This window comes from Rubrivivax rivuli (assembly GCF_004016505.1).
In the GTDB taxonomy this organism is placed as follows: Bacteria; Pseudomonadota; Gammaproteobacteria; order Burkholderiales; family Burkholderiaceae_C; genus Rubrivivax; species Rubrivivax rivuli.
This window is the reverse complement of sequence record NZ_SACR01000003.1, coordinates 550404-562960: the sequence shown is the minus strand read 5'-3', so window position 1 is coordinate 562960 and position 12557 is coordinate 550404. Positions and strand designations below refer to the sequence as shown.

Sequence of the window (12557 nt, the reverse complement as noted above, 5' to 3'; positions counted from 1 at the left end):
GGCGGAGCCGTTTCTGAACCACCGATTTCTCAGGACGCCGCCATGCTCGACAGCAACATCCAAGCGCAGCTCAAGGCCTACCTCGAGCGCCTGCAGCACCCCATCGAGCTGATCGCCAGCCTCGATGACCGCCCGGCCTCGGCCGAGATGCGTGAGCTGATCACCGAGATCGCGGCGCTCAATGACAAAGTCACCGCCCGCTTCGACGGCAGTGACGCCCGCCGCCCCTCGTTCCAGATCACGCGCCAGGGCGCCGACATGGGCGTGCGCTTCGCGGCCATCCCCATGGGTCACGAGTTCACCTCGCTGGTGCTGGCGCTGCTGCAGGCCGGTGGCCACCCGCCCAAGGTGGAGGCCGATGTCATCGAGCAGATCAAGTCGCTGGAAGGCGACTTCGTCTTCGAGACCTACATGAGCCTGACCTGCCACAACTGCCCCGATGTCGTGCAGGCGCTCAACCTGATGGCAGTACTGAACCCGCGCGTTCGGCACGTGGCCGTGGACGGCGGCCTTTTCCAGGACGAGGTGGAGCAGCGGCAGATCATGGCCGTGCCCAGCGTCTTCCTCAACGGCCAGCCCTTCGGCAACGGCCGCATGGAGATTGCCGAGATCCTGAAGAAGGTGGACACCGGCAGCGCCGCGCGCGATGCGGCCAAGCTCTCCAAGAAAGACACCTTCGACGTGCTGATCGTCGGCGGCGGCCCCGCCGGCGCGGCCGCGGCCGTGTACGCCGCGCGCAAGGGCATCAAGACCGGCATCGTGGCCGAGCGCTTCGGCGGCCAGACGCTCGACACCCTGGGCATCGAGAACTACATCTCCGTGCTGGAAACCCAAGGCCCGAAGTTCGCCGCCGCGCTGGAAGCCCATGCCAAGGCCTATGACGTGGACATCATGAACGGCCAGCGCGTGGCCAAGCTGGAACCCGCGGCGCAGCCCGGGGGCACCATCGCCGTCACGCTGGACAACGGCGCGGTGCTGCAGGGCCGCAGCGTCATCCTCAGCACCGGTGCGCGCTGGAAGAACGTCAACGTGCCCGGCGAGGCCGAGTACCGCAACAAGGGCGTGGCCTACTGCCCGCACTGCGACGGCCCGCTGTTCAAGGGCAAGAAGGTGGCCGTCATCGGCGGCGGCAACTCGGGCGTGGAAGCGGCCATCGACCTGGCCGGCGTGGTGGAGCACGTGACGGTGGTGGAGTTCGCCGACCAGCTCAAGGCCGACGCCGTGCTGGTGAACAAGCTCAAGAGCCTGCCCAACGTGCAGATCTACACCAACGCGCAGACCACCGAGATCACCGGCGATGGCCAGAAGGTCGACGGCCTGGTGTTCAAGAACCGTGCCGATGGCAGCGAACACCGCCTGCCGCTGGCCGGCGTTTTCGTGCAGATCGGCCTGGTGCCCAACACCGAGTTCCTCAAGGGCACGGTGGAGTTGAGCCGCTACGGCGAGATCATCGTCGACGCCAAGGGCGCCACCAACGTGCCGGGCGTCTACGCCGCGGGTGACGCGACGACGGTGCCGTTCAAGCAGATCATCATCGCCGCGGGCGAGGGAGCCAAGGCCGCGCTCAGCGCCTTCGACCACCTGATCCGCACGCCTGCTGCGGCTTGATGGCGGTCTGATCAGCCCTCGGCCTTCAGCCTCACCGTGAACACGGCGCCCCCCGGGGCGCCGTCGTCTTTCTGGGGCGCGTTCGCGGCTTCCAGCGTGCCACCGTAGCGTTCGACGATCTCGCGGCTGATCCACAGCCCGAGGCCCGTGCCTTCTTGCCGGCGCGTGACGAAGGGCTGGAACAGCTGCGCCAGCAACTCAGGGGCGAGACCCGGGCCGTTGTCGGCCACCGTGATCACGACCACTGGCGCCTCGGCCGTGCCGCCGTCGGCCGTGGCCAGATGCAGCGTGCCGCCGCTTGGCAGGGCCTGCAGCGCATTGACGATCAGGTTCACCAGCACCTGCTGCAACTCCTGCGCATTGATGGGCGGCTGGCGCGTGGCGCGGAAGTCGCGCTCCACCTGCACGCCGGCGCGCGAGATCTGGTGCCCGGCCAGCACCAGGCAATCGTCGAGCAGGCGTGCGGTGTCCACGGCTTCCACGTAGCCCGCGAACTCGCCCGGCCGCGCAAACTGCAGCAGCCGCGTCACGATGAGGCGCATGCGCTCGATCTGCGCGTCCACCAGCTTGAGCTCGGGCGCCACGCGAGAAGCGGCCTCGGCGCCCAGCAGCTCGCGCAGCAGATCGAGGTTGCCCTGGATCACCGCGATGGGGTTGTTCACCTCGTGTGCAATGCTGGCCGTCAGCTGCCCCACGGTGGCCAGTTTCTCGGCCTGCACCAGCTGGCGCTGCGCGGCCTGCAGCGCGGCCGTGCGCTCGGCCACCTTGGCGTCGAGCTCGGCGTTCCAGCCCTGCAGTCGGCGCGTGTTGTCTTCGATGGTGGCCAGCAGCTCGTCCAGGTGCTGCGCCAGGCGGCCCACCTCGTCGGCGTTGGCCACCGCGCCCACGCGCGCGCCCAGATCGCCGCCCTCCACGCACTGCATGGTGGCTTCCATCCGCTCCAGCGGGTGAAAGATGCCGCGCGCCCAGCGCAGGCTGACGAAGGCCGCGACGATCATCACGCCGAAGAAAAGCACGCCGATGCTGGCCAGCGCGGCGTACTTCAGCAGCACGAAGGGCCGCTCCAGCACGCCCACATAGAGCATGCCCACGCGCCGGCCTTGCCCGTCAGCCAGGGGCAGGTAGGCCGAGACGTACCAGTCCTGCACGACGAAGGCACGGTCCAGCCACATCTGGCCCTGGCCCAGCACGGCCGCACGCACGCTCTGCGACACACGGGTGCCGATGGCGCGCTCTTCGGCCACGCCGCCGAACAGCCGCACGTTGGTGCTGATGCGCACGTCGTCGAGGAAGAGCGTGGCCGTGCCCTTGCTGCCCCAGTCGGCGAAGGGCAGCGAGCCCGCTGGGTAGACGATCTCGTTGATGTGGTCGATGAAGGGCAGGTTGCGGTTGAGCAGCACGCCGCCTTGCAGGTGCCCGATGAGCTCACCGGCGTCGTTGCGCACCGCGCGCGTGGCCAGCAGCAGCATGGCGCGGTCTTCCACGGCACGGGCCGTGGGTGCGGCGTTGCGCGTGTCCAGCAGCGGCACGGCCACGCGCTCGCGCAGCGCCGGGCTCAGCAGGCCTTGCTGCTCGGGCGCCAGCACCTCCACGCTGGTGCTGTCGGCCCGCGTGGGGTCGGGCGGCAGCACGCGCAGGAAGTCGAGCCGCTCGCGGCGCTCGTAGCGCAGCAGCAGCGCCTGCAGCTCGGCCGGGGAGCGCAGCGCACGAGCCAGCGCCTGCGACTCGGCCGCCGCACCCACGCTGCCGCCCACCTCGGCCAGCACACGCTCGAAGTAGCCGTGGGCCACCGCGAGGTCGGCGCGCACCTTGGTGCGCAGCAGCGCGTCGATGGCGGTGTCGGTCCACCACAGCAGCCCCGCGCCCAGGAGCGGCAGCACGCCCAGCAGCGGCAGCAGCGTCAGCGCCAGCAGCTTGTTGCGGATGCTCAGGCGCGCGAACCAGCCCGGCTGCAGCGCGCGGCCGGCACGGGCGCCCGTGGGCGTGGTCACGCCGGGGTCCACTCCGCGCAGCGGCGTTCCAGCGTGCGGCGCGAGATGCCCAGCAACTGCGCCGCACGGGTCTTGTCGCCGTCCACGCTGTCCAGCACGGCCAGGATGTGGCGCTTCTCCAGCGTGTGCAGATCGGTGATGTCGCCTGGCGCCAGGCGTGCCGGCTCGCCGTGCGTGCGCGAGAGGCTCTGGTACAGCGCCGAGACGTTGAGCGCGCCGACGATGAGCGAGCGTTCGATGAGGTTGCGCAGCTCGCGCACATTGCCCGGCCAGTCGTACTGCTGCAGGTAGCGCATCTCGTCATCGCTCACGGCGATGGGCGGCACGCCCAGGCGCGGCGCCAGCGTGGCGATGAAGTGCGCCACCAGGTCGGGGATGTCTTCCTTGTGCGCGGCCAGCGGCGGCAGCTTCAGCTCCACCACCTGCAGGCGGTAGTAGAGGTCGGCGCGGAAGAGGCCGGCCTCCACCTCGCTGCGCAGCGGCCGGTTGGTGGCGGCGACGATGCGCAGTTGCAGGGGAATCTCCTGCTGGCTGCCCACGGGCCGGATGGAACGCGTCTCGAGCGCACGCAGCAGCGTGGCCTGCATCGGCAGCGGCATCTCGCCGATCTCGTCGAGGAAGAGCGTGCCGCCCTGCGCGTAGACGAAGAGGCCGTCGCGCCCGGGGCTGCCGAACAGTTCGGCCTCGATCTGCATGGGCGAGATGGCCGCGCAGTTCACCGGCACGAAAGGCGCATCAGGCCCGCTGCCCAACCGGTGCAGGGCCTGCGCCGCGAGTTCCTTGCCGGTGCCGGAGGCGCCGGTCAGGAGCACGGTGCTGTCCACCGCGGCGACACGCTGCAGCGCGGCCTGCAGGCCCTTGATGACGATGCTGCGCCCCACCAGGCCATCGGCTGGCGGCGTGTGGCGGTGCAGGCTGCGGCGCAGCACCCAGTTCTCGCGCTTCAGGCGCGCGCGCTCCAGGCCCTGGCGCACCGCGCCGAGCACCTGCGCCGTGCGGAAAGGCTTGAGCAGGAAATCGCCTGCGCCGGCGCGCAGCGCCTCGATGGCGGTGTCGAGATCGGCGAAGGCCGTGATCAGCACCACCTCACACGCATTGCCTTGCTCGCGCAGGGCCTTCAGCAACTCGATGCCGTTCTTGCCGGGCAGCGTGATGTCGAGGATCAGCAGGTCGCAGCGGTGCTTCTGCAGCAGCGCCTCGGCCTCTTCGGCCGACCCTGCGCCCAGCACCTGGCCCACGCGCGGCGCCAGCGTCTTGAGCAGGAAGTTGCGCATGCCGGGTTCGTCGTCGACCACCAGCACGGTGGCGTTGGGCCAGTCTTCGGCCGGGGCGGGGCGGGCTTCCATGGGCGCGAATTCTAGGCAGCGGGGCCCTCGGGCGCGGCGCGTGCTCCGGAGCGCGGCGGCCTGCTGGACGGCTGGTCTAATGCACGGGCCGTGAACCTCTTCGACGCCTACCGCTACCTCGCCGCGCTGGAGCAGCACCGCCACTTCGGCCGCGCCGCCACGGCCTGCCACATCACGCAGCCGGCGCTGAGCAATGCGCTGCGCTCGCTGGAGTCGCACTTCGGCGTGCCCATCGTGCGCCGCGGTCGCCAGTACGAAGGCCTCACGGCCGAAGGCGAGCAGGTGCTGGCCACCGCCCGGCGCGTGCTGCACGAGCAAGAGCGGCTGACGCAAGAGCTGGCCGGCAGCGCCGCGCAGCCGCGCGGGCGCCTCGTCATCGGCAGCGTGCCCACGGCCGAGCCGATTGCGGCACGTTTTGCGGCGCGGCTGATCGAGCGCCACCCGGGCCTGGTGCCGCAGTTGCGATCTTTGTCGTCGCAAGAGCTGGAATCGGGCCTGGAGCGGCTGACGCTGGACCTCGCGCTCGGCTACACCGACCGCCTGGCCGACCTTCCCGGTGATCGCCTGCAGGCCTGGCCCCAGGTGCTGGAGCACTACCACCTGCTGCAGCGCGTGGCAGTGGGCGAGACCTCGGGCCCGGGCCTGCGCTTCGGCGTGCCCATCACCTGGCCCGAGGCCGCCGCGCGCCCGCTGGCGCTGCTGGGCCCGGAGATGCACAACCGCGTGATCCTGGAGCAGGTGTTCCGCGGCCAGGGGCTGGCGGTGGTGCCGGCGCTGGAAACCAATTCGGTGATGGCCCTGCTGGTGGCGGTGCACAGCGGCCCGCTGGCGGCGGTGCTGCCGGGTGCGCTGGTGGACACGCTGGCCGCCCATGCGGGCCTGGAAGCGCGGCCGCTCACCGCGCCCGTGTTGCGCACGCCCATCGGCTTCATGACGGCGCGCGGCCATCCGGCTTCGCGTGCGCTGCAGGCCGCGCTGGCCCTGGCGTTAGACCCGGCGTGGCTGGCCGAGGCGGCCGCGCACACGGGGCCGCTGTCCTCGGGCACCGTGCAGGCCTGAGGGGCCCTGAGGGGCATCGATCAGCGCCGTGAATGGCGCGGTTCATCAAAGCCATTGGACAGCCCGCTGCGGTGTCGGAATGATCCGCCGCAGACCATGAACGCTGTTGTCATCCCCATCGTGCCGGTGCCTGCCTCGGGTGCCGAAGTCTCCACCGAGGCGCAACGCCAGCGCCGCCGCCAGGCGCCCAAGGGCCGCGTGGTGGACCCGCAGCACCGTGACGCGGTGGCCGCGCTGATCGGCCCCGGGCCACACCGGCGCGAGTTGCTCATCGAGCACCTGCACACGCTGCAAGACCACTTCGGCCAGCTCGCCACGCCGCACCTGGCGGCACTGGCCGCGCTGATGCGGCTGTCGCAGGCCGAGGTCTACGAGGTCGCGAGCTTCTACCACCACTTCGACATCGTGCGCGAAGACGCGGAGGGCCGCGTACCGGCTGCACCTGCGCTCACCGTGCGCGTGTGCGACAGCCTGGCGTGTGAGATGGCCGGCGCGCGCGAACTGCTGGCGCGCCTGCCTTCCCTGCTGGGCCCAGAGGTGCGCGTGATCCCCGCGCCTTGCGTGGGCCGCTGCGACACCGCGCCCGTGGCCGTGGTGCACCACCGGCCCGTGGCGCAGGCCACGGCCGAAGCCGTGCAGGCCGCCGCGCAACCTGCGCTGCAGGACGGCCTGCGCCTTGACGACTTCACCGCGCAGCAAGACTTCACCGCCTACCGCGCCCGTGGGGGCTACGCGCTGTGGGCCGGCTGCGCGGCCGGCGACCGCCAGCCAGACGAGGTCATCACGCTGCTGGAAAACGGCGGCCTGCGCGGCCTGGGCGGCGCGGGTTTCCCGGCCGGGCGCAAGTGGCGCCTGGTGCGCGCCCAGCCCGCGCCACGGCTGATGGCGGTGAACCTCGACGAAGGCGAGCCCGGCACCTTCAAAGACCGGTGCATGCTCGAAAGCGAACCGCACCGCTTCCTGGAAGGCCTGCTGATCGCCGCCTGGGCCGTGGGCGTGGCGGGCGTCACCGTTTACCTTCGCGATGAGTACCACGGCCTGCGGGCGATGCTGCAGCGTGAACTCGCCGCGCTGCAGGCGGCCAGCGCTGCCGGCGTGTTGCCGCCGCTGCCGCCCATCGAGCTGCGCCGCGGCGCTGGCGCCTACATCTGCGGCGAAGAGTCGGCGATGCTCGAATCCATCGAAGGCCGCCGCGGCCTGCCGCGCCTGCGCCCGCCCTACGTGGCCGAGCGAGGCCTCTTCGGCCGGCCGACGCTGGTGCACAACGGCGAGACGCTGTACTGGGTGGCGCGACTGCTGGCCGAAGGCCCCGAGGCCTACACCGCCCACGGCCGCCACGGTCGGCGCGGGCTGCGCAGCTTCTCGGTCAGCGGCCGCGTGCGCAAGCCCGGCGTCAAGCTGGCGCCGGCCGGCATCACGCTGCTCGAGTTGATCGACGAGTACTGCGGCGGCATGGCCGAAGGCCACACGCTCTACGGCTACCTGCCGGGCGGGGCCAGCGGCGGCATCCTGCCCGCGGCACTGGCCGACGTGCCCATGGACTTCGACACCCTGCAGCCGCATGGCGCCTTCATCGGCAGCGCCGCCGTCATCGTGCTGGGCCACACCGACCGCGCGGTGGATGCCGCGCGCAACGTCATGCGCTTTTTCGAACACGAAAGCTGCGGCCAGTGCACACCCTGCCGTGCGGGCACCACGCAGGCCAGCCGCCTGATGGCCGGCGAGGCCTGGCCCGCCGAACTGTTGGCCGAACTCGGCAGCGTGATGCGCGAAGCCAGCATCTGCGGCCTGGGCCAGGCCGCGCCGAATGCCTTCGACAGCGTGCTGCGCCACTTCCCGCAGGAGCTGGCGCGATGAACGCCTTCAGCCGTGAATCCGAAAGCGCCTTGAGCGCACCGACCGTGCCCGTGCAGATCGACGGGCGCCAGGTGCTGGCCCGCCCCGGCCAGACGCTGTGGGCGCTGGCAAAGGAACTCGGCATCCAGGTGCCCCACCTGTGCCACCGCGAAGGCCAGGCGCCCGAGGGCAACTGCCGCGCCTGCGTGGTGGAAGTGCAGGGCGAACGCACGCTGGCGGCCTCTTGCTGCCGCGTGGCCACGCCGGGCCTGGTGGTGCAGACCGCCAGCCCGCGCGCGCAGAGCGCGCAGCGCCTGGTGCTGGAACTGCTGCTGGCCGATGCGCCCGCGGCCCCGCACAAGGCCGACAACGAACTGCTGGCCTGGGCGCAGAAGCTCGGCGTGGCAGGCTCGCGCTTCACGCCCAAGCCCGCGGCCGAACGCCCACGCAGCGACACCAGCCACCCCGCCATCGCCGTGAACCTGGACGCCTGCATCCAGTGCACACGCTGCGTGCGTGCCTGCCGCGACGAGCAGGTCAACGAGGTCATCGGCCTGGCCCACCGCGGCGCGGCGGCGCAGATCGTCTTCGACATGGGCGACGCCCTGGGCAGCAGCAGCTGCGTGGGCTGCGGTGAGTGCGTGCAGGCCTGCCCCACCGGCGCGCTGGCGCCGGCCGGCGGCGTGGCGCTGCAAGCGGCCGACCGGGTGGTGGACAGCCTCTGCCCCTATTGCGGCGTGGGCTGCCAGGTGAGCTACCACGTCAAGGACGACCAGATCCTGCACGTGGAAGGCCGCGGCGGCCCTGCCAACGAAGGCCGGCTGTGCGTGAAGGGCCGCTACGGCTTCGACTATGCGCGCCACCCGCAGCGCCTGACGGTGCCCTTGATCCGCCGCGCCGACGCGCCCAAAGACCCCCGCGCCGCCACCGACCCCGCCTCGGCGCGCGCGCAGTTCCGCGAGGCCAGCTGGGAAGAGGCGCTCGCGCTGGCCGGCGGCACGCTGCGCCATCTGCGCAACACCCACGGCCCGCGGGCCCTGGCCGGCTTCGGCAGCGCCAAGGGCAGCAACGAGGAGGCCTACCTCTTCCAGAAGTTGGTGCGCCTGGGCTTCGGCAGCAACAACGTCGACCACTGCACCCGCCTGTGCCACGCCAGCAGCGTGGCCGCGCTGCTGGAGGGCATAGGCTCCGGCGCCGTCAGCAACCCGGTGATGGACGTGATGCAGGCCGAGGTGGTGATCGTCATCGGCGCCAACCCGGTGGTGAACCACCCAGTGGCCGCCACCTGGATCAAGAACGCGGTGAAACAGGGCACGCAGCTGGTGGTGATGGACCCGCGCCGCAGCGAGCTGTGCCGCCACGCCGCGCACCACTTGGCCTTCAGGCCTGACACCGACGTGGCGCTGCTGAACTCGCTGATGCACGTGATCGTCGAAGAGGGCCTGACCGACACGCGTTTCATCGCCGAACGCACCGAGGGCTTCGAGGCCTTCGCCGAGAACCTGCGCGGCTTCAGCCCCGAGGCCATGGCGGCCGTCACCGGCATCGCACCGGAGACCGTGCGCACCGTGGCGCGCCTGTATGCGAAGAGCCGCGGCAGCATGATCCTGTGGGGCATGGGCGTCAGCCAGCACGTGCACGGCACCGACAACGCACGCTGCCTCATCGCGCTGGCGCTGATGACGGGGCAGATCGGCCGCCCCGGCACCGGCCTGCACCCGCTGCGCGGGCAGAACAACGTGCAGGGCGCGAGCGACGCGGGCTTGATCCCCATGATGTACCCCGACTACCACCCGGTGGGCGACCCCGCCGCGCGCGCCGCCGCGGCTGCGCTGTGGGGCGTGGCGCCCGAGGCGCTGGACGCCGAGAAGGGACTGACGGTGGTGGAAGTCATGCGGGCCGCCGAGGCAGGCCGCCTGAAGGGCCTGTACGTGATGGGCGAGAACCCCGCGATGAGCGACCCCGACGCCACCCACGCCCGCGAGGCGATGGCCCAGCTGGACATGCTGGTGGTGCAGGACCTCTTCCTCACCGAAACGGCGTGCCTCGCCGACGTGGTGCTGCCGGCCAGCGCCTTTGCTGAGAAGACCGGCAGCTTCACCAACACCGACCGCCTGGTGCAACTGGGCCGCCGCGCGCTGGGCCTGCCGGGGCAGGCGCGGCAAGACCTCTGGATCCTGACTGCGATGGCCGGGCACCTGGGGCTGGACTGGCGCGCCTACGGCGCCACGCCCACCGACTGCGACGCCGCCGCCGGCCGCGTCTTCGACGAGATGCGCCAGCTCATGCCCACGCTGCAGGGCCTGAGCTGGGCGCGGCTGCAGCGCGAAGGCGCGGTCACCTACCCCTGCACCGATGCCCAAGCGCCGGGCGAACGCGTGGTCTTCACCGACCACTTCCCCCGGCCCGGCGGCAAGGCGCTGTTCGTGCCGGCGCAGCTGATCCCGGCTGACGAGCGGCCCGATGCCGAGTACCCGCAGGTGCTCATCACCGGCCGGCAGCTGGAGCACTGGCATACCGGCAGCATGACGCGCCGCAGCGGCGTGCTCGACGCACTGGAACCCGACCCGGTGGCCCTGCTGCACCCGCAGGACCTGGCGGCCCTGGGCGTGGTGCCGGGCGGGCTGGTGACGCTGCAATCGCGCCGCGGCGAGGTGAGCCTCTACGCCCGCGCCGACGAAGGCACGCCGCCGGGCGCGGTGTTCGTGGCCTTCTGCTGGTTCGAGGCGGCCATCAACCGCCTGACGAACCCGGCGCTGGACCCGGTGGCCGAGATCCCGGAGTTCAAGTACTGCGCGGTGCGGCTGCGCGCGGGCGGCGTGGCGCCGGTGCAGGGCAGCTTTGGCGGCGGGCAGGGGCGGCTGCAGGCGCCCGTGCCAGCCGGCGCCAGCGTGTGATCCTTCACGCGGACCGCCGAAGCGCGCATTTATGAGCCCGGCAACCCGCCACGGCCCCTGAACCCCGCGAAGCGAGCGCCGAAAACAGAGCTGCATGGGTTGCAGCGGGTCTGCCGGTCCATGCGGACTGGTGACGCTCGTTCCCCACGAAACAGCGTCTGCCGGCACCTCCCGCAGTCAGCCCCCTCATTTCTGGAGTCATCATGCCGCTGAGTTCCGTGTCGTTGGCCCGCAAGTTGGGTGGGGCTTTCGCGTTGTCGGTGGGGGCGCTGGTGGCGGTCAGCAGCCTGGCGCTGGTGACCATCCGCGACCAAGCGCAAGAGCTGGCCGACATGGCGCGCGAAGACATGCCCATGGCCGTGATCGTGGCGCGCATCGACGGCAACCTGATGGACCAGGACATCGAGTACCAGCGCCTGCTGCGCGCTGGCTGGGCACAGCGTGCCGGCTCTGCCGAGGGCGCGCAGTGGCTGCAGGACGGCGTGCGCCAGTTCCGCGATCTCAAGAAGGGCAGCGAAGCCGACTTCCAGGAGATCCGGGCGCTGGTCGCCGCCGCTGCCGACGACACCGACCCGGCCGTGGCCGCGTTGTACCGCTCCATCGGCACCGATGTCGATACCATCGATGCCCAGCAGACGCGCTACGAAGCCGATGTCGAGAAGGTGATCGCCGCGCTGCAGGCCGAGCGCCTTGAAGAGGCCATGCAGCTCGACGTGACGGTGCAGCGCTCGCGCAAGCAGGCGGAAGACAGCATCAGCGCCTTCACTGCGCGCATCGACAAGCTCGTGAGGGCCAACGCCGAGGCCGCCGAGGGCCAGGCCCGCACGGCCTTGTGGACCCTGCTGGGCCTGGCCGTGCTGGCGGTGCTGGTCACGGTGGGACTGGCCACCGCCATCCTGCGCAACACCCTGCGCCGGGTGGACGCCGCCACCCAGGCCGTGGGCCGCGTGGCCGAGGGAGACCTCACCGGCGCCATCGCGGTGGACGGGGCCGACGAGATCGGCCGCCTGCTCGCCGGCCTGCAGCGCATGCAGAACCAGCTGGTGCAGGTGGTGGGCAGCGTGCGGGGCAATGCCGAAAGCGTGGCCACGGCCAGTTCCGAGATCGCGCAGGGCAATGCCGACCTGAGCCAGCGCACCGAAGAGCAGGCCAGCTCGCTGCAGCAGACTGCCGCTTCGATGGAGCAACTGAGCACCACGGTGCAGCAGAACGCCGATAACGCCCGCCAGGCCAACCAGCTGGCGGCCGGTGCCAGCACGGTGGCGCGGCAGGGTGGTGAGGTGGTGGGCCAGGTGGTGGAGACGATGCGGGGCATCGAGGACAGCAGCCGCCGCATTGCCGAGATCGTCGGCACCATCGACGGCATCGCCTTCCAGACCAACATCCTGGCGCTGAACGCGGCCGTGGAGGCTGCGCGCGCCGGCGAGCAGGGCCGCGGCTTTGCGGTGGTGGCGGGCGAGGTGCGTGTGCTGTCCCAGCGCAGCGCCGAGGCGGCGCGCGAGATCAAGTCGCTTATCGACACCAGCGTGGAGCGCGTGGGCCAGGGCACGCAACTGGTGGCCCAGGCCGGTGAGCGCATGGAAGACATCGTCACCGCGGTGCAGCGCGTTTCCGACGTGGTGGCCGAGATCACCAGCGCCAGCTCCGAGCAGGCGCAGGGCGTGGCGCAGGTGGGCCAGGCCGTCAGCCAGATGGACCAGGTGACGCAGCAGAACGCGGCGCTGGTGGAGCAGGGCGCCGCGGCCGCCGACAGCCTGCGCCAGCAGGCGCAGCAGCTCGTCTCGGCGGTGGCCTCGTTCCGCCTCGCAGCGCGCTGAGGG

General features: G+C 71.4%; 7 protein-coding genes. 5 read left to right on the top strand and 2 right to left on the bottom strand.

Annotated elements, in window-relative coordinates; genetic code table 11:
• Nucleotides 1–42: 42 nt before the first annotated feature.
• Complete coding sequence (ahpF, locus tag EOE66_RS11045) at nt 43–1608, top strand: alkyl hydroperoxide reductase subunit F (RefSeq protein ID WP_128228731.1); 1566 nt, start codon at nt 43–45, stop codon at nt 1606–1608.
• Between the two features lie 11 nt (nt 1609–1619).
• Here the strand turns inward: ahpF and EOE66_RS11040 are convergent, their stop codons facing one another.
• Both EOE66_RS11040 and EOE66_RS11035 read right to left on the bottom strand, forming a co-directional pair.
• Nucleotides 1620–3599, bottom strand: coding sequence for a sensor histidine kinase (locus EOE66_RS11040; protein ID WP_245478996.1), 1980 nt, complete (start codon nt 3597–3599; stop codon nt 1620–1622).
• Entirely contained in the window at nt 3596–4945 is a 1350-nt protein-coding gene (locus EOE66_RS11035; protein WP_128228730.1) for a sigma-54-dependent transcriptional regulator, read from the bottom strand. Before EOE66_RS11035 ends, EOE66_RS11040 begins: the two co-directional genes overlap by 4 nt.
• 90 nt (nt 4946–5035) lie before the next feature.
• Between EOE66_RS11035 and EOE66_RS11030 the strand changes: the two genes are divergently transcribed.
• The 4 genes from EOE66_RS11030 (at nt 5036) to EOE66_RS22375 (ending at nt 12554) form a co-directional block, all read left to right on the top strand.
• Complete coding sequence (locus EOE66_RS11030; protein WP_128228729.1) at nt 5036–6004, top strand: LysR family transcriptional regulator; 969 nt, start codon at nt 5036–5038, stop codon at nt 6002–6004.
• Between the two features lie 96 nt (nt 6005–6100).
• Nucleotides 6101–7861 (top strand): NADH-ubiquinone oxidoreductase-F iron-sulfur binding region domain-containing protein, encoded by a 1761-nt coding sequence (locus EOE66_RS11025; protein ID WP_128228728.1) that lies wholly within the window; start codon nt 6101–6103, stop codon nt 7859–7861.
• A complete protein-coding gene (gene fdhF / locus EOE66_RS11020) occupies nt 7858–10737 on the top strand; it encodes a formate dehydrogenase subunit alpha (RefSeq protein WP_128228727.1) in 2880 nt (959 codons plus the stop codon). The genes EOE66_RS11025 and fdhF overlap by 4 nt, the downstream gene beginning before the upstream one ends.
• A 203-nt stretch (nt 10738–10940) precedes the next feature.
• Nucleotides 10941–12554: a methyl-accepting chemotaxis protein gene (locus tag EOE66_RS22375; protein ID WP_310733106.1), complete on the top strand. Its 1614-nt coding sequence runs from the start codon at nt 10941–10943 to the stop codon at nt 12552–12554.
• Nucleotides 12555–12557 lie beyond the last annotated feature (3 nt).